Consider the following 23,883-nt stretch of genomic DNA (forward strand, 5'->3'; position numbering starts at 1 on the left):
TCTCTAAGGTCAAGCGAAGGTGGTCGGTTCCTTCGTTCGGCAAACGGTGGAGCCTGACCCCGGCACCCGCTCAGGGGATTGGCGCGATCGGTTCGCCAACCTCTGGGCGGGACTCATCGTGATATCGCGAAAGGTGCCGAGCATGCCGATCGACGAACCCGTGTCCAGGGCCACCGAGCTTTTCACCGCCAAACGCGTGCTCGACGCGCACTGGACGGATGCGCTCGACTCACCGTGGCGGGCAGGTGGGTGCCTGGAATGCAGAGGGCGGGACGACTGTCCTCAGCTTGAGTGGGCATCGGCCCTCGCGGCAGAGGTTGCCGCGATCGTGTTTCAGAAGGGGTGACCTCGGGGCGCGAGAAGGGGGTGGGGTCGAGCACCGGGTGGGCCGGGGGGCGCGGGGGGCGTTGCCGGCCCGACCCGGTGCCGGATCAGCGCTGCTTCAGCTCGCGCCAGGATGGGTGCGTACCGCGCCAGGCGTCGGCGAGGATGGTCGCCGAGGCCCGGCTGGGGCACTGCTGCACCCGCTCACGGCCCGACGCCCCACCGATCTGGGCGCGAACCTCCCAACCTTGCCCGTCAGTACGGATGTACACGTCCCGGCGCCCGCGCGGGGTCGTGTCACCGTTCCACCAGTGTTCCTCCACCTTCATTCGCCGACCGTATAGCAATTTTCGCGCCGGGGGTACGGCGCAGGTGGGCAGATACGGGGTCGATAGCCGCAATCCGGGCGCAGATCCACCTGTGTGTCGACGGGGAGGAACCGCAACGGCGGCTCCTCCCCGTCTGAGCGATGACTCAGGAGCGACTCAGATGCCGTTCAGCACACTGGCCAGGGTGTTGGCCAGCTTGTCCTGACCCGAGGGGCTGGGATGTGGCGACCCTCCCTCGGCGGTGATCTGAATGTCACCCGGCGTGAACGGTGGTGGAAGCGCCACCCGTACGGCCGGGTCGAACGGGACTCCCATCTGGATGGCCCAGTTGAGGTCGCTGATCACGCCCCGCACGGTGCCCACCCAGAGCGGGTCGATCAACGGCGACAGCATCGACACCGGTTGCGGCGGTACGTAGGTCAGCAGAGCCGCCGGCAGGTACGCCTTGAGCTGCATCCAGCCGTACTGCCCGATGTCGATGTTGGCCGGTGTGATGTCGTAGTAGAGCATCCACACCACCTTGTCGGCGCCGGCCGCCAACAGGGAGTTGACGATGAAGGTGGCATCGGCGCTGACACCGGCGTACTGGCTCGGGCCGTCGTAGCGGGGCACCTGGACGTTGATGTAGTAGTCCTCGCCGACCGGCAGGTCGAGCCAGAAGTTGCAGCCGCCGCCGTTGGTGACGATGCCGGCCTTGCCACCCTGGGCCGCCCACTCGAAGCGGAACACGCCGTACGGGTCCAGGGTTTCCGCCGCGAACTCGTAACCCCGGCACTTCGCCAGCCGGGTCAGCACCGTCGTCCAGTTGGTGTTGTTCACGCCGCCGGTCGTGACGTGGTACGCGTCGTGCTTGTCGCTCTTCGCCTTGGCGATGCGGGCCGTGGCGAGACCGAGCGGACTGGCCACCCGGGCCCACGGGTTGCCGCACGAGTCGGGGCCGGCCCGGCCGGCGATGATGTCGCCGGTGCCGTACCCGGTCCGGGCGTAGTTGTCGTAGTCGACGATGCTGCCGTTCATGTCGTAGTAGCGCCGGGCGTAGCTGTAGACGCCGTTGTTGCCGGGCATGCCCCGATCGTCGAACGAGGTGTTCGGGCAGCCGGGACCCATGAACCCAAAGCCGAACTGGTGATGCGACGAGCTGATCGAGTCGCCGGTGACGGTGAGGACGGTGTCATCCTCGACGGTCTGCACCTCGCGGCAGCGGATGCGGTCCTTGTTGGCGTCCACGAGGGTGGGGTTGCCGTTGACCTGCGGGCAGCCGGTCGGCGGCGGCGGTGGCGGCGACCCCGGCCCGCCGGTGGGCCAGGGCGGCCCGTCGGTGGGGTCGGTCGGGTTGCTGGGTGACGACGACCCACTGGGCGAAGCGCTGCTCGACGGTGAGGAACTGCCCGACGGCGACGCGCTGCCCGACGGCGACGCACTGCCGGACGGCGACGCACTGCCGGACGGCGAGGAACTGCCCGACGGCGACGAGCTACCCGACGGCGACGCACTCCCCGAGGGAGACGCGCTGCCCGACGGCGACGAACTGCCCGACGGCGACGAGCTACCCGACGGCGACGCACTCCCCGAGGGAGACGCACTCCCCGACGGTGACGCGCTGACCGACGGAGACGCGCTGCCCGAGGGGCAGGGCGTACCGCTGGGCGACGAGGTGGGCGACGAGGTGGGCGAACCGCTGGGCGAGGCCGGCGATGTCGGCGCTGTGGCGGTCGCGGCGGGGGCGCGCTGGGCGACCGCCTGGGCCGTCACCGGCGGTCGGGTCTGCCGGGTCGGCGAGGCCGAGGCCGACGCCGACGCCGACGCCGAACCGGTCGGGGTCGGGCAGTCGTCGGCTGCCGCCCGGTTCTGGGTACGGATCTGCGCGAGCCGCGCCTCGACCTCCGCCGGGAGCTTCCCGCCCGGCTTGACGCACGGGTCGAGCAGCCAGGTCGTACCCTCCAACTCGCGGGTGCAGGGCGCCGCGTCGTACGACTCGGACGCGGGGGCGGCGCTCGCTGGGGTGGGTGAGGCGCCCCCGGCGGTCGGGGCCACCACCGCGGTGAGCGTGGCCACCGCCAGCGCCATCCCGGCGGCGAAGAGAACGTTCTGGAACGACCTCGTGGGTCGTGCTCCTGGTGGTCCGCTTGGATCCAACTGGCTCATTGCCGTCCTCCAGGGACTGAGTGCACCGGTAGGTTGTTACCGCACGGTAGGGACGCGCGCGGTAACCCGGTAGATCAGTCGGCCTTACCTACTGTCGAGCGGGGATCGCTCGCGGTGACCCTCTGGCGTACGCCCGACCGTCTCGTGACCGAGCACGACGGCCAGCTCCCGGCGGTTGCGGACGCCCAGTTTGGTGAAGACCCGGGCCAGGTTGTTGTTCACGGTGTTGACCGACAGTCCGAGCCGGTCAGCGATGCTGCGGCTGGACAGGGCGACCGCGAGCAGCGCGACGTCCCGCTCGCGGCGGGTCAACGTCGCCTGCTCGACGCCCGGGGCGGTCGCGGCGAGCAGCGGTGTCCGTACGCCCCGGCAGGCCTCGGCCAGCGTCGCGGCCCGCTGCGCCACCGCCAGTCGAGGTCGACCCCGTCGGGCGTACGCCTGGGCGGCGACGCCGACCGCCTCGGCGGCGAGCAGCGTGTGCCCGCGGGCGACGAGGTCGTCGGCGGCTGCCTCCAGGGCCGGCCCGTCGTCGTGGAGCAGACCGTCGACCGCGTTGGCGAGGGTCGACGCCAAGCCGCCGAGCTGGTCGGCGAGGGTACGCAGCCGGTCCCGGACCGGCTCCGGGGCGCCGAGGCGCGCGCACTCGTAGAGCGCCACCGCCTCGATGGTGGGCTGCTCGCTGCCCCGGGCCAGGTCGGCCGCGTGCCGGGCGGTACGGATCGCCGCGGTGAGGTCCCCCTCGGCGACCTGCACCCAGGCGCGGTTCAGCTCCACCCAGGAGTGGAAGATCCGGTTGGCGGTCCGCTCCCGGGCGTCCGCGGCGGCCAGCCAGCGCCGCGCGCCGGACAGGTCGCCGGCCAGGGCCCGTACGCCGGCCAGCTCGGCCCAGTACGTCCGTACCAGGTGGTACTGGTCGTTCTCCTCGACCAGGGCGATGGCCTCGCGCAGGTCTGCCTCGGCGGCGTCGAGCTGCCCCTGCGCCTTGCCGATGATCCCCCGGAACCCGGCCCACACGGCCACCATCCCCCGCGCGTCGCTGGCGACCGCCGCGCGGTAGCCCTCGTCGGCCAGCTCGACGGCCTCGGCCAGCTCACCGGCGGCGTACCGGGCGTAGCAGAGCCCCAGCCCGACCTGGGCCTCGTTCCAGGGCAGGTGTTCGGGCGCGGCGGCGAGCACGGCCCGGCCCCGCCGCGCCAGCTCCGCCGCGAGCCCGAGCCGGCCGAGCATGCCCGCCGCCGAGGCCGCGCCCATGGTCGCCCAGCTCGCCGCGCGTACGCCGGTGTCGGCGCGGGCGAGCACGGCCTGACCGACCGCCAACGCCGCCTCGCACCGGCCGTCGTAGAACAGCACCCACGACCGGGTGGCCTCGGCCAGGTCGTGGCCGGGCGAGCCCTCCGGCACCATTCGCAGCGTCTCGTGCGCCTCGTCGATCCGGTCCAGACCCCAGTAGAGCAGCCCGGCCCGGGTGATCGCCCAGATGGCGAGCCGCTTGCTGCCCGGCGGCGGGGCCGGCGGGAGCATGTCGAACGCCTCCTGGCTGCGCGCCTGGTACTGCAGCACCCGGGCCAGCAGCCACTGTGCCTCCCAACCCGGCCCGGCGTCGTACGCCGTGCGGGCCAGCCGCTCGGCCAGGTCGATGTCGAACCGGTCGATCGCCTGTCGGGCGGCGGCCAACGCGATACCCGGGTGCCGGACGCTGCCGGAGCGCAGCTGCCAGACACCGGCGACCAGCGCGTCGTCGCGGCGGCGCAGCGGCATGCTCGCCAACACGTCGGCGAGCTGCCCGAACACGGTCCGGGAACGGCTGGCGGGCATGCTGGCGCGCAGCGCCTCGCCGTAGAGCGGATGGGCCATCCGCAGGGCCGTACGCGCGCCGGAGCGTTCCGCGACCACCATGCCGCTGCGCTCGGCCGCCTCGATGGCGGTCGGGTCGACGAACCGTTCCAGCAGGGCCAGGGAGAGTGGTTCGCCGCAGGCGACCACCTCCAGCACCTGCCGGGCCGCCGGTTCGAGGGCGCGCAGCCGGGCGCTGACCAGCTCGGCGAGCCGGGGGCTGCCGGAGGCGGTGCCGCGCCAGCGCCAGACGCCCCGCACCTCGTGCAGGCCGCCGGTCTCCATCGCGTCGGCGAGCAGCTCCCGCAGCAGCAGCGGGTTGCCGTCGGCGAGCTGCCGTAGCCGACGCCGGCTGAGCGCGTCGAGCGGACCCGGCGCGGCCTCGTCGAGCAGATGGTCCACGGCGGTGGACGGCAGCGGACGCACCTCCAGGCGCCGACCGGAACCGGTCCACAGTGAGGTGAGGGCGTCGGAGAGGGGTTCGCCCGCGCGGACCGTCGCCACCGCCACCGCCAGACCGTGCACGGCGAGCTGGTGCAGCAGCCCGGCGGACGGTTCGTCGAGCAGGTGCGCGTCGTCGATCCCGATCATGACCGTGCGTCCGGCGCTGCGCCGGGCGAAGTCGCGTTCCACGGTGACGACCAGCCCCATCGGGTCGGCGTGCGGCCGGGTCGGCGCGGGGATGAGGTGCGAGACCGCGCCGAACGGGATCGAGCGGGCGGCGCCGGTCGCCGACACCCAGTGGCACTCCACACCGCTGTCAGCGGCGCGCGCCAACGCCTCCCGCAGCAACCGCGTCTTGCCCACGCCGGCGTCGCCCACCAGCACCAGGCCGGGCACCCGCGCCGCCACGACGTCCTCGATGGTCTTCAGCTCGACGTCGCGGCCGACGAGTGTCCATTCCCCACGTCCCGGCATGACGACCCTCACCTCGCCCTCGGGGCAGCCCTGCCGTCCACCCTATGGGCAGTCCCGACACTTCCGCTCGACAGCGGTCGATGCGGTCAGGACGAGCTGGTGAGCAGGTAGTCGTCCGCCTCCGGGCTCCACCGCAGGTCGACCGCGCCGCTGGTGGCGGCGGCCTTGCAGAACTGCAGGAAGCTGCGGTAGCCGAGCTTCTTCTCGCTGAAGTCGGGCCGCACCCGGCGGAGCTGGTTCTTCAGGCCGGAGAGCGCCACCGGGTTGCCGGCGCTGCCCAGGTCGCCCACCACGCCCCGGAGCAGGCCGAACGCCACCTCCCGGTCGCCGTGCTCAGGCAGGGACACCTCCGGGTCACCCTTGGCGGGCCCCTCGGCCAGGTCGACCACGTTGTGCTCGGCGAGGTGGCGCAGCAGCTCGCCGAAGGTACGGAAGCCGTAGTCGGACTCGCTGAAGGTCGGGTCCTTGCGCAGCAGGGTGCGCTTGAGCCGGGAGGCGGTCACCTCGCCGCTCGCGCTGCCCTGCAGACCGGCCACCGTCTGGGCGACCTGCACGGCGAGCGTGTCGACGTCCCGGCCGGGCTCCTCCCCCACCGGCGGCTCCTCCACCTCCGGCTCCCGCTGCTGCTCCGGCCCGGTCGGCCGCTGGTCGGGGCCGGTCTGCCGGACCGGCCGGGCATGCCGGGCGCGGACGGGCGGGATGTCCACGCCCTCCAGCCGGTCGTAGTACAGGAACTCGTCGCAGGCCGGTGGCAGCAGCGCCGACGTGGACCCCTCCACCCCGACGCCGATGACCCGCTTGTTGAGCTCACGGAGCTTGTGGACGAGCGGCGTGAAGTCGCTGTCGCCGCTACAGATGACGAAGGTGGAGATGTAGTCGCGTTCGAACGCCAACTCGATCGCGTCGACGGCCATCTTGATGTCGGCGGCGTTCTTGCGGGACGCCCCCATCCGCTGCGGGATCTCGATCAGCTCCACGTGGGACCGGGTGAGCATCCGGCGGTCCTCGTCGAAGTACGACCAGTCGGCGTACGCCCGGCGCACCACGACCCGCCCGCGCTCGGCCAACGCGTCGGCGATCGGCCGGAAGTCGAAGGCCCCGCCGCCACGATGGTCGCGGGCCCCCAACGCCAGGTTCTCGTAGTCGAGGAAGAGGGCGATCCGATCTTCGTGCTCCACGCGGCCCAGCGTACGCCCGCTCCGGCTCAGCGGGACGCAGGCGAGGCGCGACACCGCCGCCGTCCTTTCGTCCAATTCTTGCGGCTTTACAGTCGTCTCTTTTCGTTCGCTGATTGATGTCTTGCAGGAGACTGCGGGGTGCTGCATCATGACGCTCAATGTCGGGCGTCCAGGGGAACGCCGGGCGGACCTCCACCACCACCCACCCAGGAGGGTCACCGATGTCTCGCAGCATCCTGCCGGCGCGCGGACGCCCGGGCCGCCGCCCGGTCGCCACCGCCGTCGCGCTCGCGACCGGCCTCGCCGTGCTGGTCGCCGGACCCACCGTCGCCGCCGCCGGCTCGGCCACGTCACCCGGCACGCAGCCGGTCGTCACCCGGGCGGCACTCGATCCGGCACTGGTCGCCGGGCGCGGGGCCGACGTCGACTTCGTCGAACAGGAGGCCGAGAACGCCCGCACCAACGGCGAGATCATCGGCCCCGACCGGTCCGCCTACACCCTGCCCGCCGAGGCGTCCGGCCGCCGGGCCGTCCGACTCACCCCGGGCGAGTACGTCGAGTTCGTCCTGCCCAGCGCCGCCAACGGGATCACCGTGCGGTACAGCATCCCGGACGCGCCGTCCGGCGGCGGGATGACCGCGCCGCTGACGGTCGCCGTCAACGGCAAGCACGTGCGCACCATGACGCTGACCTCGCAGTACTCGTGGCTCTACAACCAGTACCCGTTCACCAACGACCCGCAGGCCGGCCTGCTGCACCCGGACTGGTGGATCACCGAGTGCCAGTGCGTGCCGTCGGCCACCACGCCGTACCCGAGCATCACCACGCCGTTCCGGCCCACCCACTTCTACGACGAGCAGCGACTGCTGCTCGGGCGCACCTACCGGGCCGGTGACAAGGTCCGGCTCACCGCGCCGACCGGCACCGCCGCCGCCTGGACGGTCATCGACCTGCTCGACTCCGAACTGGTCGCGCCGCCGCGGGTACGGCTGCTCGCGGCGAACGTCCTCGCGTTCGGCGCCGACCCGACCGGCCGACGGGACTCCGCCGACGCGATCGACAAGGCCATCGCCTTCGCCCGCCGCACCCACCTGAAGGTGTACATCCCGCCGGGCACGTACCAGGTCAACCGGCACATCATCGTCGACGACGTGACGATCGAGGGCGCCGGCAACTGGCACACCATCATCAAGGGCCGCGAGGTCGCCCTGTCGACCCCCGCGCCGGACGGCTCGGTGCACACCGGCGTCGGGTTCTACGGCCGCGACGCCGCCGACGGCGGCAGCCGCAACGTGCACCTGTCCGGCTTCGCCATCGAGGGCGACGTCCGCGAGCGCATCGACACCGATCAGGTCAACGCCATCGGTGGCGCGATGAGTGACTCCACCATTGACGGGCTGCACCTGCGGCACACCAAGGTCGGCGTGTGGTTCGACGGGCCGATGCGCAACGTCCGCATCACCAACACCATCATCGTCGACCAGATCGCCGACGCGCTCAATTTCCACACCGGCGTGACCGACTCTCTCGTCGCGCACACCTTCGTCCGCAACACCGGCGACGACGGCCTGGCGATGTGGTCGGAGAAGACCGCCAACGCCCGCAACACGTTCGACCACAACACCGTGCAGTCTCCGACGCTGGCCAACGGCATCGCCATCTACGGCGGCACCGACACGACCGTCTCGCACAACCTCGTCGCCGACCCGGTCCGCGAGGGCAGCGGCCTGCACGCCGGCGCCCGCTTCGGCGCGGAGCCGTTCGCCGGGTACCTGCGGTTCACCGGCAACACCACGGCCCGTGCCGGCACGTACGAGCTGAACTGGAACATCGGGCTCGGCGCCATCTGGATGTTCGCGCTGGACCGCAGCATCGACGCGGCCATCGAGGTCACCGGCGACGCGTACCTGGACAGCACCTACAACGCGATCATGCTGGTCAGCGACTGGCCGGTGAAGGACCTCTACTCGATCACCAACGTGCGCTTCCGCGACGTCCGGGTCGACGGCACGGGCACCTCGGTGGTCAGCGCCCGTACGGCCGGCTCTGCCTCGTTCGCCAACGTGGACGCCCGCAACGTGGGCGCGGTCGGCGTCAACAACTGCGGGTCGTTCCACTTCACCCCGGCCGGCTCGGAGTTCACGCTGACCGACCTGGGTGGCAACGACGGCGGCTGGCTCGCGCCGTGGCTGCTGCCCAACACGATCACCTGCGACGACCGGCCGCCGGTCGCACCGCCGCCGCCTCCGGCACAGTGGTGAACGCGGTGGGCGGCCCGGTCGACCGGGCCGCCCACCGCCGTCTAACGCGTGCGGACGTACGCCAGCGGCACGGTCGTCGGCTGGCCGTCCCAGGAACCGCGCAGGGTGACGCCCCGAACCTCGCCCGCCCCGGCGACCGGCCGGCGGACGACGACCAGCTCCACCGTGTCGGTGACGATGACGGTGTCGTCCCCGTCGACGACCCGCCGAACCGCGCCGACCTCCGGCACGTCGCCGCCGCCGTCGACGTCGATCGTCATCGCCGGCGCTCGCACCTCGCGCCGACCGTCGACCTCGAAGTACTGCTCCGCCTGGCCGGCGCCGCTCAGGACGGCGTGGGTCAGCGCCGACGCGTACACCGGGTCGGCGCAGGCGTCGTACACCCAGCGGCGGCCGAGCGCCGAATGATCGGTGGTACCGACCAGCCACTCGTCGGCGTCGTCGAGCGGCGCGGCGCGGTAGGTCAGTGGAACCTGGTGGACCGGCCCGTCGGCGGCGGAGACCAGGATCGTCTCCACGCCGACCTCGCCGGCCGGGTCGTCGAAGCGGTACGCCCCCCTACTCACCACCTCGACGCCGGCCGGTCCCCGGTACCAGGGTCGGTCGGGCAGCCAGGTCGTCAGCAGTTCGAGCTTCGTGGGGCGCAGTGTCGCCCGGTGCAGCAGTGCCATGCGTCCGGAGCCTAGTCAGAACCCCGCGCACGGGTTGCCGCCCACGGTGCACCCCTCTGGCTCCCGGGCCTTGGGTCGGCTGTCGCGGACGTCGAAGCGGATCGTCCGCGACCCGCCGGCCGGCAGGGCCGCGCCGGTGAGGGTGAGCACCTGCCCGTCCCGGGACGAGTCCGCCCCGTCGACGTCGTCCACGCTGCTGCCCTCGGCCAGGGTCACCACCACGACCCACTGCTCGACGGGCGCGGGCCCCGGATTGTCCACCACCACCTCCCCGGTGTAGCCGAACAGCCGACTGGAGGCGGTGTCGTACCGCGCGACCAGCGGGGGCGGGGGCGGCGGCCCGGTGGGAGTGGAAGTGGGCGACGGCTTCGCCGACGCGGTACGCGTCGGACGGGCGCTGGTCGGCGTCGCGGTGCGCGACGGGCGTGCGGAGGCCGTGGCCCTGGGTTGTGTGGTCGGCGTCGCCGCCACGACGCTCGGCTGCGGTGGCGTCGGGGTCGGCGACGAGGTGGGCGCGGTCACCGGGTTCGACTCGTCCGGCAGCGTCAGCCACGTTATTGCCCCGGCCGCCAGCAGCACCCCGACGAGCCCGACGACGACCGTCCGCCGCCGACGCCGAGCCGGACCGGTCGCCGCCGCGATCACCGGCAGTTCGGTGGTCATCCCGGCCTCGCCTCGGCGCAGGTCGACCTGCTGGAACGCGAGCCAGTCCAGAATGGCCGGCAGACGCACGGTGAGCGCCTGACGCAGTTGCTGGTCGCGGGCGTCGCGCTGCTCGTCCGACCAGGCGCCGTGGGTCGGCACCTCCCGCACGGCCAGCCGACTGCCCTCTCGGGTGGCGGTGACGGTGCAGGTCAGCTCGGTGAGCCGGCCGGCCTCGTCGCAGCGCAACGCGAGCAGCTCCGGCACCTGCCGCTCGGTCACCTCGACCTCGACGTCGGCGTCGAAGCCGGGCAGGTCGGCCGTGTGCAGCCGCAGCCGGTCCGGTACTCCCTCCACCATGTCCGCCTCGGCGAACCAGCGGCCGAGCAACTCCCGATCCGTCAGTGCGAGCCAGACCCGGTCGGACGGGTGGGACAGGTCGACGTGCGCGCCGATCTCGATCACGGCGAGACTCTAACGGGTGGCCAGGAGACTCCGGGGTCGGAGGCCGGCTCAGCCCCAGCGGCCCGCCCGCTCGACGGCCTCCGTCAGCGCCACCCGGGCGGCGGTGCTCAGCTCGACGACCAACTCGGCCGCCGGCACGTCCCGGGCGAGAGGGTGCGCCTGCCCGGCCCACAGGTTCGCCACCGAGGCGTCGCCGTCGCGTCGGGCGGCGGCGAGCAGCGGACGGGTCAGGTGCAGCACCTGCGGGTAGCCGACCGGCGCCTGCGCGTCGTGCGTCCGCAGGAAGTCGTTGACCACGCCACGGGCCCGCTTGCCGGTGTAAGCCCGGGTCAGCGCGGTCGGGGCGACGCTGGCCACCGCCGCGCGGTGCAACGGCGAGCTGCCCGCCTCCGGGCAGCGCAGGAACGCCGTACCGACCTGCGCCGCGACCGCCCCGGCGGCCAGCGCCGCCGCCAGCGCGGGGCCGTCGGCGATGCCGCCCGCCGCCACCAGCGGACGGTCACCTCCGGCGACCAGCCGGAGCAGCGGCAGCAGCGCGTAGTCGTCGTCGTCCGGCAGACCGCCGCGGTGCCCGCCGGCCTCGGTGCCCTGCACGATGACGGCGTCGACGCCCAGGTCGGCGGCGGCGGTGGCGGCGTCCGGTCGGGTGACCGTCGCCCACACCTCGGTGCCGCGCTCCCGCAACGCCGTCACTGCGGCGCGGTCGGGCAGTCCGAACGCGAAGGACACCACCGGCACCGGGTCCGCGAGGAGCGCGGCCAGCTTTTCGGGGTACGCGTCGTCCCCGCCCACCGGATCGCCGAGCGTCACCCCGAACTGCTCGGCCTGCGGCGCGAGCCGCCGCGCGTACGCCGAGACGGCGGCCTCGTCGACCCGACCGTCACCGGGGAGGAAGACGTTGACCCCGAACGGCCGGTCGGTACGGGCGCGCACCGCGGCGATGTCGGCGACCAGCCGGCCGGTGTCGATCATGCCGGCGGCCAGGAACCCGAGTCCACCGGCGGCGGAGACCGCCGACACGAGATCCGGCGTGGACGGGCCGCCGGCCATCGGGGCGGCGACGATCGGGTGGCGTAGCGCGGACAGCACGGACATCCACCCATCCTCCCGTACCGCGCCGGTCTGCCCCTCAACGTCGGTCGGTGTGCCGCCGCCACAGCAGTCCGGCCACGGCGAGCAGCGCCAGCAGCGTCCCGGCGCCGGCCGCCAGCGACCACACCTGGCCGCCGCCGATACCGGCCGCCTGCGCCGCCGGGCTGGCCGCGGCGGGCGACGGCGGGGCCGCCGTGGTCGACTCCGCGGGATGAGCGGCGGGGGCCACCGTCGCGGGGTACCGCAGGATCGTCGGGCGGCTGCCGGCCGGCTGGTCGGCGGACTCGGAGACGGTGAGCAGCGACCGGCCGTCCCGGCTGTAGGTGATCGACTCGCCCTGCGGCTCGTCCGGCAGCGGCGTGATCCGCGGGGTACCGCCGGTCAGCGCGCCGACCAGGTCGTCGCCGGCCACGTCGTACTCGAACGCGTCGGCGTAGCTGCGTAGCACCACCCGGCGGCCGTCCGGCGCGCTCGCCGCGCCGGTCACGACGCTCCGGCCGAGAAACGAGTACGGATTGCTGGTCGTGGTGGCCGGCAGGACCACCTTGCCCACGGAGGCCAGCGGCGTGGTGGCGCCCGGCTTCAGCGCGGTGATCGGGGCGTACAGGACGACGGTGCCGCTGCCACCCTTGGTGATGATCAGCGGACGGCCGGACGCGTCGATCAGCAGCGCCTCCGCGTCGTGCGGATTGTCCGGATACGTCATCCGGTGGAGCACCGGCCGGTCCGCGCCCGGCGCGAGCCGCCACAGCGCGATCGTCTCGCGGTTGCGGTCGTTGTCACCGATGTCGGCCACCCAGAGGGTGCCGTCCCGGCCGACGGCCAGGTCCTCGGTGTCCCGGGGCCGGGTGGGGTAGCTGACGGTCCGCGCCACCGCGCAATTCTTGTCGAGGAAGAAGATCCGTCGGCGGGCCTCGTCGTCGGCGCCGTCGTTGACCACGACGTACCCGTCGTCGGTGGTGACCATCCCGGACAGCTCGTTGAGCCGCTCGTCGCGGATCTCGCACACCGGGTCGCCCGCTTTTGCGGCACCGGCCGCCGCCGGAGCCGCCGGTAGGGCCACGGCCAGCGACGCCGCGCCCGCGACGAGAGTCGCCACCGCCGTCGTGCGGACGCGCCGCCCCCGGGTCAGCCAGCCGCGTACCCGCATCGTCCGCCTCCTCGTCGCGGCCGGTGGCCCGGCCGTCCCGCCCATCCTGGCCGATCGGGGACGGCGACGGCGACCAAGCGCGCGGACCCGACGGCATCCGCGCTCCGGGCCGCGCCGCCGTGCCCGCACCGCACCCGGCTCTGTCGTACCCGTGGTCCATGATCGTGTCGTCGCAGCGCCGCCGACGCCGGCCGCGCGCGCACCACCCTGCATTCTTCTCAACGTGGGAGGCCGTGACGTGACGAACGCCGACGAAGCCGACTGGCGGCGGCGCAGCGTGGTGGCGGTACTGCCGCCCGCCCGCTCCCGCAAACTGGCGAAGGTGCCCTTCGTCGAGCTGGCCGACGGACGTCTGCAGGGCGTGGTCTCCAGCGGGTCGGACGTCGAGCGGGTCTACGTCTCGTCGGTCGCGGCCGGCACCCACGCCTACCAGTGCAGCACCAACAACAACCGGCCGTGCGGGGGCTTGCGCGCCACCCCGTGCAAGCACTTGCACGCGCTCGCGGACGAGGCGCTCCTCCAGTACGGCGTCGACCGCGTCGCCCGCTACCTGCGGGTCGACGTCGGCGACGGGGTGGCCAGCGGAGCGGAGCTGCTGGCCCGGCTGGACGGTCAGCCCGAGCCGGCGTCGGCGGCGGTGGTGTTCAGTCGCTTCCTGCGCCACCTCGCCTACCTTGAGGTTCCCGTCAGCACGGCCCCGCTGCCCGAGCTGCACTGGTTCCCGGCGACCCGGGCCGCCCGCTGATGCGCGGCGCCCAGGTCGCGCCCCTGCGTACGGCCCCGGCCGGGTTGACCGACGCGCTCGATGTGGTGGCCGGCTTCGACGACGCCCTCATCGACGGTTTCGGCCGGGTCGGCGAGCGGGGCGCCTCCGCACTGGCCGCGTTCGCCGACGCGCTCACCGGCACGCCACTGGGTGGCCCGGTGGCCGTCGCGGTGGACGCGGTCGTCGCCGGGTCGGTCGCCCCGCAGCACCTCGCCGCGCTCGCCGGAGCGCGCTCGGCGCTGCTCGGCACGGCACACGACGCCCTGCTCAGGCAGCTCGACGAGACACTCGGCCGCACGCGGTCGTCGTGGACGACACCGACCAGCGTGCCTCCCGAGGCGCCGGCCGCGCTCGCCGGCGCGCGGGCGTGGTGGCACGAGGTGGCGCTCACCGGCTGGCGGGGCGTCGACCACGAGCTGCTCTCCGTGGCCGCCGGGGTGGTCGAGACCAGCCTCCTCGTGCCGGAGCTACGACGCGTCGCGGTGCTGCTCGACGGGCTCGCCGCCGAGCTGCGGGCCTGCGTTCCGGTCGCCACCATGGCGCGGGTGCCGGCACGCCGGTGGGCCGATCTCTGGGCTCGCGGGGTCCTGCTCGCCGAGGGCACGCCACCGCCCGAGGCGACGCCCTCGGTCTCCGGGCGGCTGTTGCCGCTCGGTGTGGACGTGCACAGTCACGACACCGCGGTGCAGATCCAACTGCACGCCATCCTGGAGCCGGCGGACGGCGGCCCGGCGCGGCTGGTCCGCACGGCGGTCACCGCGGCGAAGGTCGACACCATCGTCGGTCCGGCGATCTGGCGGCTGTTGTCGCACCATCCGGCGCTGCTCACCGCGCTGGCCGACAAGCGGGCGTTGACCGTGACCGACCTGCCGCTGCGCGGCGGCGACCTGGGCTGGGTCGACGACCGGGTCCGGCTCGACGAGCCCGCCGACCCGTTCGCCACTGCCCGGGTCCTGTTGCCCGCGGCGACCACGGCCGCGACCGACCCCCTGGATCGACACCCGGCGGGCATCGCCGAGCCCGTCCTCGTGGAAGGGCCCGTGATCCGGGACGAGGCCGGCACCCTCGCCGTCGAGGTGGACGGCGAACGGATACCGCTGGCCGTCGACAGGTTGCCGGCCGCCGGTCCGCTGACCGTCGACCTGGTCGCCACCGCGTCCGCCAGCCTGGGGCTCCTGCGCTGGGACGACGACCGGTGGCAGCTCCAGCCGTTGGCGGTGCTGGGCACGGTGAAGCGGCGAACGGTGCCGGCGCACAACGGCGACTGGGCGTGCGGCGTCACCGATCCGAAGATCGCCAAGGAGGAGGCGCGGGCGGGCGACGCCGTGGCCGTGCTGCGCGAACGCGCGGGACGGTTGCTGCGCCGATGACCACGCCGATCCCCACCGGCGGGTTCGCCGACGCCAACCGCCGTCAGGTTCTCTACTGGCGGCTCTTGTCCCGCCTCTTCGACCACGACGAGCAGCCCAGCCTGGAGTCGGCGAGCGTCGCCGTGGTCGACGACCTCGGGCTGCCCGCCGCCCTGCTGAATCCGGCCGTCTCGGTGGACACCATCGTCCAGCGCTTCCCGACGCTCGCGGCCGAGCTGCGCGGCCTGCTCACCCCCACCGACGCCGAGCCCGACGCCACCGGACCCGACGCCACCGGACCGGACGCCATCGGGCCTCGGGCCGTTGGGTCGGACAGCGGGCGGGACGACGCTGAACCGGACGACGCTGAACCGGACGACGCTGAACCGCACGACGCTGAACCGGACGACGCTGAACCGGACGACGCTGCGCCGCACGACGACGGGCCGCGCGCGGATTCGGCCTATCTGCCCGGTGCCGCCGAGGTACGCCGCGCCGCGCTCGTGTCGAAGGTGCTGCTGAACGTGTTCGCCACCGGCTCCGGCCCGGTCAGCGCGACCCAGCTGGCGCGGTGGCAGTCCGATGCCGGCTGGTTCGAGCAGGCACTCGGCTGCGAGCCCGGCGAGCTGCGCCGTCAGAGCGGCGGGCTGGGCGGCACCCTCGCCGGGCTGGAGGGTGACCTGGTCCGACGGATGCACCTGCGGGAGGTGCTTGCCGACCCCGCGCTGGCCAGTCAGCTGACCCCGAGCATGTCGCTGATCGAGCAGTTGCTACGGGACAAGGCCAACCTGTCCGGACTGGCGCTGGCGAACGCCAAGGCGTTGATCCGGCGCTTCGTCGACGAGGTCGCCGAGGTGCTCCGGACGCAGGTGCAACAGACGAGTGTCGGCGCGCTCGACAGGTCGGTGCCGCCCAAGCGGGTGTTCCGCAACCTGGATCTCGACCGGACCATCTGGCAGAACCTGACCAACTGGAGTCCGGACGACGAGCGGCTCTACGTCGACCGGCTCTACTACCGGCACACCGCACGGCGCACCACTCCGTCCCGGCTCATCGTGGTGGTCGACCAGTCCGGCTCGATGGTCGACGCGATGGTCAACTGCACGATCCTCGCCTCGATCTTCGCCGGCCTGCCGAAGGTGGACGTGCACCTGATCGCGTACGACACCCGGGCACTAGACCTCACCCCGTGGGTGCACGACCCGTTCGAGGTGTTGCTGCGTACGCAGCTCGGTGGCGGCACCGACGGCACGGCGGCGCTGACGCTGGCGCGGCCGAAGATCGCCGAGCCGAAGAACACGGTGCTGGTGTGGATCTCCGACTTCTACGAGGTCAACCACCAGGCGGTCTTCGACGGCCTGCAGGCCGTCCACCGCTCCGGCGCCAAGGTCATTCCGGTGGGCTCGGTCAGCAGCTCGGGCCAGCAGAGCGTCAACCCCTGGTTCCGGCAACGCCTGAAGGACCAGGGCACCCCGGTCATCTCCGGCCACATCCGCAAGCTCGTCGTCGAGCTGAAGAACTTCCTCACTTAGGAGAGCACCCCCTCATGTCCGAGATGTTGCGCGCCCCCGCCGAGGTCACGTACGCCGACGAGCTGGATTTCCTCGAGTCGGTCGACACCGGTCCGAAGCCGTTCTCGTGGCGCCTGAGCCCGCGCATGGTCCGGCTGTTCATCCTCGGGTCGGAGCGGGCTGACGGCCTGTCCCGGGAGATCCCGCAGAAGTGGTTCGGCGACCGCAGTTTCGTCGAACGCGCCATCGTCACCCTCGCCTCGGACCGGGGCCTGCTGCTGATCGGTGACCCCGGCACCGGCAAGAGCTGGCTGGCCGAGTTGCTGGCCGCGGCCATCTGCCGCAACTCGACCCTGGTCGTGCAGGGCACCGCCGGCACGACGGAGGACCACATCAAGTACTCGTGGAACGTGTCCATGGTGATCGCCAAGGGCCAGTCCCGGGAGTCGATGATCCCGTCGCCGATCATGACGGCGATGGAGCGTGGCGTGGTCGGTCGCTTCGAGGAGTTGACCCGCTCCACCAGCGACGTACAGGACGCGCTGATCTCGATCCTGTCCGAGAAGTACGTCGCGATCCCCGAGCTGGACCAGGACAACATCGTCTTCGCCCAACCCGGTTTCTCGATCATCGCAACGGCGAACAGCCGCGACCGGGGCGTCAACGACCTCTCCTCGGCGCTCAAGCGGCGGTTCAACTTCGTCCGGATCCCGGTGGTCACCAACAAGCGCAGCGAGGCCGAGATCGTGCGGTTCCGCACCGAGGAGTTGCTGCGCCGGCACCGCATCGAGCTGGACGTGCCGCCCACCCTGCTGGACATCCTGTTGCAGAGCTTCGCCGACCTGCGCGCCGGCGCCGCGGCGGCGACGAGCGACGAGGAGAAGCTGGAGTCGGCACTGTCGACCGCCGAGCAGATCGGCGTGCTGGAGGACGCGATCCTGCACAGCCAGTTCTTCGGCGACCGTACGCTGCGCGCGGCGACGCTCGCCGGGTCGTTGGTCGGATCGCTGGCCCGGCGCAGCCCGGAAGACCTGGCAATCCTCAACAAGTACCTGCACGGCGTGGTCGAGCCACGGGCCCGCAAGGACGACGACGGCTGGGCGGGCTTCCTGGACGGCGGCCGTCAGGCGATCGCGTCCCTCTCGTGACCGCGTCGACAGTCGCCGGCACGTTCGGCGCGCTCCGCGAGCAGCTCACCGACGCGGCGACCGCGTTCGCGGGGTCCTCCGACGCGCTCGGCGCGATCCTCGCCGGGATGGTCGACGATGTCGACCGGGCGCTCGGCGAGCCGCTGGAGATCTTCCCGGTCTGCCACCACTCGCCGGCCTCCGCGCTGGCCATGGTGCGCCGGCTGCGCGCCAAACAGCCCCGGGTGATCTACCTGGAGCTGTGCGAGGATCTCCAGCCGCTGCTCGGCGAGTTGCGCAACTGCCGCCTGCCGGTGGCGGTGCAGGCGTTCGCGTCGGAGCTGTCCGGCTTTCCGGCCGACTGGGGGCCGCTCAGCGTCGTCGCACCGATCACCGAGGCGTCGGCGGAATACCAGGCCATCGCGTACGCGCTGGAGACCCCCGGCGTGGAGCTGGTGCTGGTGGACCGCTCCTCCGACCACGTCTTCCAGTGGTCGCCGCGCGACCAGCCGACCGGCGCGAGCAGCGCGAACGGGCCGACCGGCACCGGTGCGGGATCGGGACTGCACGGCGACGCCGTCGGGGTGGAGATCGGCGACCTGCGACCGCGGTTCGCGGAGCTGGAGGCGTACCTGCTGCACCACGGCAAGGTGCGGCACTGGTCGGAATGGTGGGACCAGTACGTGGAACGCCCGCTGGCCGACGCCGACCACGACACGTACCGGCAGGTGATGGTGCTGATCGGCAGCCTGTTCCGGCGGCTGCGCCCGGCCGACGCGGATCGGCTCGATCGCGACGAGGATCGCGAGCGGTACATGTGGACGCGGATGCGTCAGCACCTGGCCACCTCCGGCGTCGATCCGGCGCACTGCCTCTACGTCTGCGGCGCGTTCCACGCCGCCAGCCGGGTCGAGCAGTTCGGGCTGGGCTCCGGCGCGGACGATTTCGAGATCACCCCGCGCACCGACACCCGCTGGCGGTACGGGCTGATCCCGTCCAGCCACTCGGCGATCGAGGCACAGTTCGGGCTGGCGTCCGGTTCGGTCTCCATCGCCGCGGCGACCTGGGCCAAGGAGGTACGCCGCCACGGGCTGTCGCCGTACCAGCTCGGCGGCCAACGCACGACGGCCGTCCGGGGGCGACGCGGTCGGGTCACGACGGTCCCCTCCCCCGCCGGGCCGGTCGATGACCGACTCACCGGCTTCCTCGCCGCGCCACCGCGCCCGGACGGTCTGGACGAGGCGGAGCTGCGCGGCTGGTGTGTCGACATCGTCCGGTTGGCTCGCCGCAACGGATATCTGGCGAGCACCGCCGACGCCATCGCGGTCTTCGAGACGTCGGTCCTGCTGGCCGGGCTGCGCAACCGGGCCCGGCCCACCCCGTACGACTTCGCCGACGCCGCGGTCACCTGCATCGAGAAGGACGTGGTGCCCGGCCGGCGGGACGTCCGACGGCTCCGCGAGATCCTGCTGGGCGGCGACCGGATAGGTCAGGTCGGCTACGACGCTCTGCCGCCGCTGGCCCGCGACGTGTTCGATCGGCTGGAACCGCTCGGCCTGGCTCTGGAGAAGCGGACCGTCCAGCGGGCGCTGCTGGACCTGAACGCCGAGCCGGCGCTGGGCCGCTGCTCGGACCTGCTGTGGATCCTGCGGCATCTGCTGCCACCGGCCGCGGTCCGCCCGATCATGGGTGAGCGGCGGCTCGGTCAGCGCTCGGTCCAGGAGAGCTGGGACCTGGCGCTCGGTCACCATCAGCGGGCGTTGATCGAGCTCGGCTACGAGGGTGTGACCGTCGAGCAGGTCCTGGAGCAACGACTGCGCCGGGCGGTGCGCGGCCCGGACGCCACCGCCGCCAGCGCTCTGGCCGCGGTCGAGGACGCGATCCGGCTGCTCGACAGCCCACGTCTGGTCGACGAGCTGGGGGCGCGGGCGGTGGAGCTGCTCGCCACCGCGCGCACCGTCGACGACGCTCCCGACGTGTTGCGCCGCATCCGACGGTTGCTGGCGCATCACCGGGCCACCGCGCCGACCCTGCCGGCCTGGTGCGAGGCGTTCGTGACGACCGGGTACGCGCACTACTGCACCCTGCTGCCCACCGCGATCACCAGCGACGAGACCAACGTGCGGCAGGTCGGCGCGATGCTCGGCTTCCTGTTCTCGATGGAGGGTCTGGCACTGTCGTTGGGCTGCGACCGCTCCCAGCTGGAACTGGCCGTCGCGCAGTCACACCCGACCGCGCCGGCGAAGGTGGCGCTGCTCTGGGCGGGCCGACACCAGCTCGGCCTGCTGTCGGTGGCCGATCTGCGGGCCCGGTGTGCCGAGCTGCTGGCCAACCCGCTGGTGGTGCCGGCCTTCCCGCAGTACCTGGCCGGATTCGTGCACGCGCTGGAACCGGTGCCCGGTCTCGCGCCGTTCGTCGTCGAGACGATCTCCACGGCCTTCGCCCGGCTGCCCGATCCGGTGCTGCTGCCCTGGTTGCCGACCCTGATCACGACACTGCGGGAGCAGGGTCCGGAGCTGGTTCCGCTCCTGATCCGGGAGGCCGGACGCACCTTCCCGGAGGCGCTGCCGGAGCTGGATTCCTGGGTGCCGCCGTGGGTCGCGGCCCCACCTGTCGGGCGGGTGGACGACCAACGCGCCGTGGCCGCGCCGCGGCGGCGGGTCGGTGTCCTCCTCGCCGCGCATCCCGAGGTGGTCGACGCGATCTCCGGTCTGCTCGGGTACGACGGCGGGTGGCTGCCGGCCGACGACGCTCCCGCCGAGCAGGGTGCGGTGGCGGGGCTGCTGGCGAGGCATCCCGAGACGGTCGAGGCCGTGGCCGCGCGGGTGGTGCGCCAGGCGTGAGCGCGACGGCGGCGGGTAGGCAGCGGCCCGGCGTCATGGCGACTTCCGCCGGGTAGGAGGCTTTGATGAGCACGTACCGGGACGAACAGGGCGACCAGTTCCCTCCTCCGGAGGCGGACGCCGCCGAGCAGCGGCAGGACGCGTTCGACGTGGGGCCGCCGGACCGGGTCTCCGGCGACGTGGACCCGGAGGCGTCCGAGGCCGACCTGGCCGAGCAGGGCGCGCTACCGGCCGGCGCCCTGGAGGAGGTGACGTCCCTGCCGGCCGACGCCAACCCGGCGGACGCCCTCGAACAGCGTCAGGAGATCCCCGCGCGGGACGAGGGCCGCCGCACCTGAGCGCCCATGCCGGATACGGCGGTGCCCCCGCCCTACCGGCGGGGGGCCCGTCGCTTAGAACCAGTGGAGGTGACTGTTGTCGGCGGTGCCTGTCGAGCTGCCCCACAGGTGGGGCGGCACAGCACACGACCGGAGCCGCGGTGTCGGTGGGCGGTCAAGGCCTGCTTGACCCAGCCCAAGAACCGGCCGTAGTGCTCCACCGGGTCGGGTGCGGTCCGGTACAGGTCGGTCAGATCCCGGCTCGCCTCAGTCAGGCAGTCGGCCATGTCCACCCCGAGCAGCTTCGGCTCGTCCGAGTAGTCGGCCACGAGTTCGACTTTCGCGTGCTCGCACGGCCAGGGGAGCACACAGGACGCGCAGAACCAGAACGGCCGGACCGGGGCGTGCCGCTGGCCGCTCACTGCTGAACCCCCTGATAGCGGACCGGCGACCATCGGTCAGACCAGCGTAGGGTCGACGACTGGCTATGAATGATCGCGTTGACGGTTCCGAAGATGACGCCAGGTGCTCGTTGGACCCGCTCGAGGTCTTCGATCATTTGCGCGATGGCGGCCAGCCGGCCACGGGCGTCGAAGAGTTCTCGCCGGACAGCCATGAGTGACGCCTCGAGCTGGCTCACCCACTCGCGTAGCCGCTCTACCTCTTGTTCCTGTTCCACTCCAGCCTCCAGGGGTGGTGTCGGACGGGGCACCCGTCGCCGCCGGGCTCCGCCTTGCGCGGCGACGGGCGTAGACAGATCCCATCCCGGACGCTACCCCCCTGTCAACCCTGGCGCGCCTATCTGAGCACATTCATGTTGACCCGTCACGGCCGGTCTACCTTCGTTCGCATGGCAGATGGACCGGGCGAACTCGTCGCGGCGGGCGAGGTCCTGGCGATGCTCGGGGTGGGCCGCTCACGGTTCCGCCAGATCCAGCAGTCGCCGCACTTCCCAGCTCCGTACGCCCGACTGTCGGTTGGTTCGATCTGGCTCAAGGCTGATGTGGAGAAGTACATCGCCGAACACCGACGCCCCCGCCCGGTAGACGAGGACGAGTAGCCCCGTCCGCCTTCCCGGCACTGACACCGGCTGGCTCAGCCGGTGACGACCTGCCACAGCAGGAAGGCGTTGAGCGCGACGACCAGGACGGCGACTCCGGACGCGGCGACCGTGGTCAGTGGGTGGTTGACGAGGTTGCCCATGAGGTCCCGGCGACGGGTGAAGGCGACCACCGGGATCAGCGCGAACGGGATGCCGAAGCTGAGGATGACCTGCGACAGCACGAGGGCGCGGGTGGGGTCGAGGCCGATGGCGAGCACGGCCACGGCGGGCGCCAGGGTGACCAGGCGGCGCAGCAGCAGCGGAACCCGGCGGCGCAGGAAGCCCTGCATGATCACCTCACCCGCGTAGGTGCCGACGCTCGTGGAGGCGAGCCCGGAGACCAGCAGGGCGACGGCGAACCCGAAGGCGGCGGCCGTGCCGATGCTCTCGCCCAGGCCGGCGTGCACCCCCTCCAGGCTGTCGGCGCCCACCGGGCCGCCGCCCCGGAAGCTGGCCGCCGCGATCAGCAGCATGGCGAGGTTGACCGCGCCGGCCGCCGTCAGGGCGAGCAGCACGTCGGTGCGTTGGCCCCGGAAGAGGGTACGGCGTTCGGCGTCGTCGGTCGCGGGGATGCGGTCGCGGGTCAGCGCGGAGTGCACGTAGATGACGTGCGGCATGACCGTCGCCCCGAGGATGCCGGCGGCCAGCAGGACGCTGTCGGTGCCCTGGAGGCGGGGCACGAGGCCGGCCATGGCCGAGCCCGGGTCGGAGCCGGCGGCGAGCAGGTTGGCCGCGAACGCCAGGACGATGACGCCGAGCAGCACGGCGACGGCGATCTCGAAGGCGCGGAACCCGCGCGAGCGCAGGGCGAGCACGACGAACGCGGCCGCGCCGATGATCAGCCCGCCGGGTAGCAGCGGAATGCCGAAGAGGAGGTAGAGGGCGACCGCTCCCCCGATGACCTCGGCCAGGTCGGTGGCCATCGCCACCAGCTCGGCCTGCACCCACATCATCCGGTTGAGCGGGCGGGGCAGGCGCTCACGGCACAGCTCGGGCAGGCTGCGGCCGGTGGCCAGGCCCAGCTTGGCGGTGAGTGTCTGCACCAGCATGGCCATCAGGTTGGCCACCACCACGACCCAGACCAGCAGGTACCCGTAGCGGGCGCCGGCCGCCGAGTTGGTGGCGAAGTTGCCCGGGTCGACGTACGCCACGGCGGCGACGAACGCCGGGCCGAGCAGGATCAGCCGTCCGCGTACCCGGCCCCGGGCGCGGGCGATCTGCAGCGGTGTCGCCGTCGTCGCCCGGAGGTCGTTGGTGACCATCGAGCACCTCCCCGTTCGAGTACGGATCGCGTGCCGGTTCCCTTCCCGGGCGGCTGACCCGTCGGTGCCAGTCGGTGGCCCACGGGTGCCACGGTCCCTTCGCGCTTGACAGGCGTCGCCGACCCGACCAAGCTGTCTCATAGTCCTACTGTCGTAGGACAACAGGAAGGATCATCACGAGTGATCGAGTTCGTGCTCGACAGCCGGTCGAAGGTGAACACCTACATGCAGCTCGTGCAGCAGGTGAAGCAGGCGCTGCGCGTCGGTCTGCTCGCACCCGGCGATCAGCTGCCGAAGGTTCGGGACGTCGCCCAGTCACTGGCGATCAACCCGAACACGGTGCTGAAGGCGTACCGGGAGTTGGAGATCGAGGGTCTGGTCGGCGGCCGGCCCGGGGTGGGCACGTTCGTCCAGCGCACCCTGGCCGGCGCGTCCCTGCCCAACCAGGCCGAGCTGCGTGACGACCTCGTGGCGTGGTTGCAGCGGGCGCGGGCCGCCGGCCTCACGGCCGAGGACGTCGTCGCCCTGGTGGAGACCACGCTGCGCGCCACCCTCACCGACGACGCCCCACAGAAGGAACCCGCGTGAGCGGTACGAG

General features: G+C 72.7%; 20 protein-coding genes and 2 pseudogenes. 12 read left to right on the top strand and 10 right to left on the bottom strand.

Annotated elements, in window-relative coordinates; genetic code table 11:
- Window positions 1-142 precede the first annotated feature (142 nt).
- Window positions 143-346, top strand: a complete 204-nt coding sequence (locus tag ACIBTX_RS08205) for a hypothetical protein (protein WP_396832234.1) — start codon at window positions 143-145, stop codon at window positions 344-346.
- A gap of 85 nt (window positions 347-431) precedes the next feature.
- Here ACIBTX_RS08205 and ACIBTX_RS08210 read toward each other — a convergent pair whose 3' ends face one another.
- Together ACIBTX_RS08210 and ACIBTX_RS08215 are read right to left on the bottom strand one after the other, a co-directional pair.
- The gene (locus ACIBTX_RS08210) at window positions 432-653 is read right to left on the bottom strand and encodes a hypothetical protein (RefSeq protein ID WP_355050387.1); all 222 of its coding nucleotides are present in this window, start codon (window positions 651-653) and stop codon (window positions 432-434) included.
- A gap of 156 nt (window positions 654-809) precedes the next feature.
- Entirely contained in the window at window positions 810-1,880 is a 1,071-nt protein-coding gene (locus ACIBTX_RS08215; protein WP_357120251.1) for a hypothetical protein, read from the bottom strand.
- Between the two features lie 4 nt (window positions 1,881-1,884).
- On the opposite strand from ACIBTX_RS08215, the gene ACIBTX_RS08220 reads away from it, so the two are divergent.
- Window positions 1,885-2,871, top strand: coding sequence for a hypothetical protein (locus ACIBTX_RS08220; protein ID WP_357171523.1), 987 nt, complete (start codon window positions 1,885-1,887; stop codon window positions 2,869-2,871).
- An 11-nt stretch (window positions 2,872-2,882) separates the two neighbouring features.
- Here the strand turns inward: ACIBTX_RS08220 and ACIBTX_RS08225 are convergent, their stop codons facing one another.
- Entirely contained in the window at window positions 2,883-5,549 is a 2,667-nt protein-coding gene (locus ACIBTX_RS08225) for a LuxR C-terminal-related transcriptional regulator (RefSeq protein WP_357171522.1), read from the bottom strand.
- A gap of 86 nt (window positions 5,550-5,635) precedes the next feature.
- Window positions 5,636-6,727: an NYN domain-containing protein gene (locus tag ACIBTX_RS08230; RefSeq protein ID WP_357120262.1), complete on the bottom strand. Its 1,092-nt coding sequence runs from the start codon at window positions 6,725-6,727 to the stop codon at window positions 5,636-5,638.
- A gap of 221 nt (window positions 6,728-6,948) precedes the next feature.
- Here ACIBTX_RS08230 and ACIBTX_RS08235 point away from each other — a divergent pair, with 221 nt between their 5' ends.
- Window positions 6,949-8,988, top strand: a complete 2,040-nt coding sequence (locus ACIBTX_RS08235) for a glycosyl hydrolase family 28-related protein (RefSeq protein WP_396832235.1) — start codon at window positions 6,949-6,951, stop codon at window positions 8,986-8,988.
- 41 nt (window positions 8,989-9,029) lie between these two features.
- Here ACIBTX_RS08235 and ACIBTX_RS08240 read toward each other — a convergent pair whose 3' ends face one another.
- The 4 genes from ACIBTX_RS08240 to ACIBTX_RS08255 are packed head-to-tail and all read right to left on the bottom strand — an operon-like array spanning window position 9,030 to window position 13,008.
- Window positions 9,030-9,659, bottom strand: a complete 630-nt coding sequence (locus ACIBTX_RS08240; RefSeq protein WP_363661510.1) for a hypothetical protein — start codon at window positions 9,657-9,659, stop codon at window positions 9,030-9,032.
- 15 nt (window positions 9,660-9,674) lie between these two features.
- Window positions 9,675-10,766, bottom strand: coding sequence for a cellulose binding domain-containing protein (locus tag ACIBTX_RS08245; RefSeq protein ID WP_396832236.1), 1,092 nt, complete (start codon window positions 10,764-10,766; stop codon window positions 9,675-9,677).
- Window positions 10,767-10,814: 48 nt separating this feature from the next.
- On the bottom strand, window positions 10,815-11,861 hold the full coding sequence (locus ACIBTX_RS08250) for a nitronate monooxygenase (protein WP_363661511.1): 1,047 nt from the start codon (window positions 11,859-11,861) through the stop codon (window positions 10,815-10,817).
- Window positions 11,862-11,895: 34 nt separating this feature from the next.
- Window positions 11,896-13,008, bottom strand: coding sequence for a hypothetical protein (locus ACIBTX_RS08255; RefSeq protein WP_396832237.1), 1,113 nt, complete (start codon window positions 13,006-13,008; stop codon window positions 11,896-11,898).
- A gap of 277 nt (window positions 13,009-13,285) precedes the next feature.
- Between ACIBTX_RS08255 and ACIBTX_RS08260 the strand changes: the two genes are divergently transcribed.
- The 7 genes and pseudogenes from ACIBTX_RS08260 (at window position 13,286) to ACIBTX_RS08290 (ending at window position 20,942) form a co-directional block, all read left to right on the top strand.
- Window positions 13,286-13,753: a hypothetical protein gene (locus ACIBTX_RS08260; RefSeq protein WP_357120799.1), complete on the top strand. Its 468-nt coding sequence runs from the start codon at window positions 13,286-13,288 to the stop codon at window positions 13,751-13,753.
- The gene (locus ACIBTX_RS08265; RefSeq protein ID WP_396832238.1) at window positions 13,753-15,144 is read left to right on the top strand and encodes a hypothetical protein; all 1,392 of its coding nucleotides are present in this window, start codon (window positions 13,753-13,755) and stop codon (window positions 15,142-15,144) included. The genes ACIBTX_RS08260 and ACIBTX_RS08265 overlap by 1 nt, the downstream gene beginning before the upstream one ends.
- Window positions 15,141-15,401, top strand: a pseudogene (locus ACIBTX_RS08270) (VWA containing CoxE family protein); the annotation flags it as partial. The gene ACIBTX_RS08265 and the pseudogene ACIBTX_RS08270, both read left to right, overlap by 4 nt.
- A gap of 123 nt (window positions 15,402-15,524) precedes the next feature.
- Window positions 15,525-16,655 (top strand): annotated as a pseudogene (locus ACIBTX_RS08275) (VWA domain-containing protein); the annotation flags it as partial.
- A 14-nt stretch (window positions 16,656-16,669) separates the two neighbouring features.
- The gene (locus tag ACIBTX_RS08280; RefSeq protein WP_357171515.1) at window positions 16,670-17,782 is read left to right on the top strand and encodes an AAA family ATPase; all 1,113 of its coding nucleotides are present in this window, start codon (window positions 16,670-16,672) and stop codon (window positions 17,780-17,782) included.
- Window positions 17,779-20,604, top strand: coding sequence for a DUF5682 family protein (locus tag ACIBTX_RS08285; protein WP_396832239.1), 2,826 nt, complete (start codon window positions 17,779-17,781; stop codon window positions 20,602-20,604). Before ACIBTX_RS08280 ends, ACIBTX_RS08285 begins: the two co-directional genes overlap by 4 nt.
- A gap of 65 nt (window positions 20,605-20,669) precedes the next feature.
- Entirely contained in the window at window positions 20,670-20,942 is a 273-nt protein-coding gene (locus ACIBTX_RS08290; protein ID WP_357120288.1) for a hypothetical protein, read from the top strand.
- Between the two features lie 397 nt (window positions 20,943-21,339).
- On the opposite strand, the gene ACIBTX_RS08295 is transcribed toward ACIBTX_RS08290, so the two are convergent.
- Window positions 21,340-21,600 carry a hypothetical protein gene (locus tag ACIBTX_RS08295; RefSeq protein WP_357120291.1) on the bottom strand — a complete coding sequence of 87 codons (261 nt, stop codon included), beginning with the start codon at window positions 21,598-21,600 and terminating at the stop codon, window positions 21,340-21,342.
- 171 nt (window positions 21,601-21,771) lie between these two features.
- Here ACIBTX_RS08295 and ACIBTX_RS08300 point away from each other — a divergent pair, with 171 nt between their 5' ends.
- Window positions 21,772-21,981, top strand: a complete 210-nt coding sequence (locus tag ACIBTX_RS08300) for a hypothetical protein (RefSeq protein ID WP_357120294.1) — start codon at window positions 21,772-21,774, stop codon at window positions 21,979-21,981.
- Between the two features lie 35 nt (window positions 21,982-22,016).
- On the opposite strand, the gene ACIBTX_RS08305 is transcribed toward ACIBTX_RS08300, so the two are convergent.
- Complete coding sequence (locus ACIBTX_RS08305; RefSeq protein WP_396832240.1) at window positions 22,017-23,285, bottom strand: Nramp family divalent metal transporter; 1,269 nt, start codon at window positions 23,283-23,285, stop codon at window positions 22,017-22,019.
- A gap of 180 nt (window positions 23,286-23,465) precedes the next feature.
- On the opposite strand from ACIBTX_RS08305, the gene ACIBTX_RS08310 reads away from it, so the two are divergent.
- Window positions 23,466-23,873: a GntR family transcriptional regulator gene (locus tag ACIBTX_RS08310; protein ID WP_355050404.1), complete on the top strand. Its 408-nt coding sequence runs from the start codon at window positions 23,466-23,468 to the stop codon at window positions 23,871-23,873.
- The last annotated feature ends 10 nt before the right edge of the window (window positions 23,874-23,883 follow it).

The sequence above is a fragment of the Micromonospora sp. NPDC049359 genome (assembly GCF_044466585.1).
GTDB lineage: Bacteria > Actinomycetota > Actinomycetes > Mycobacteriales > Micromonosporaceae > Micromonospora.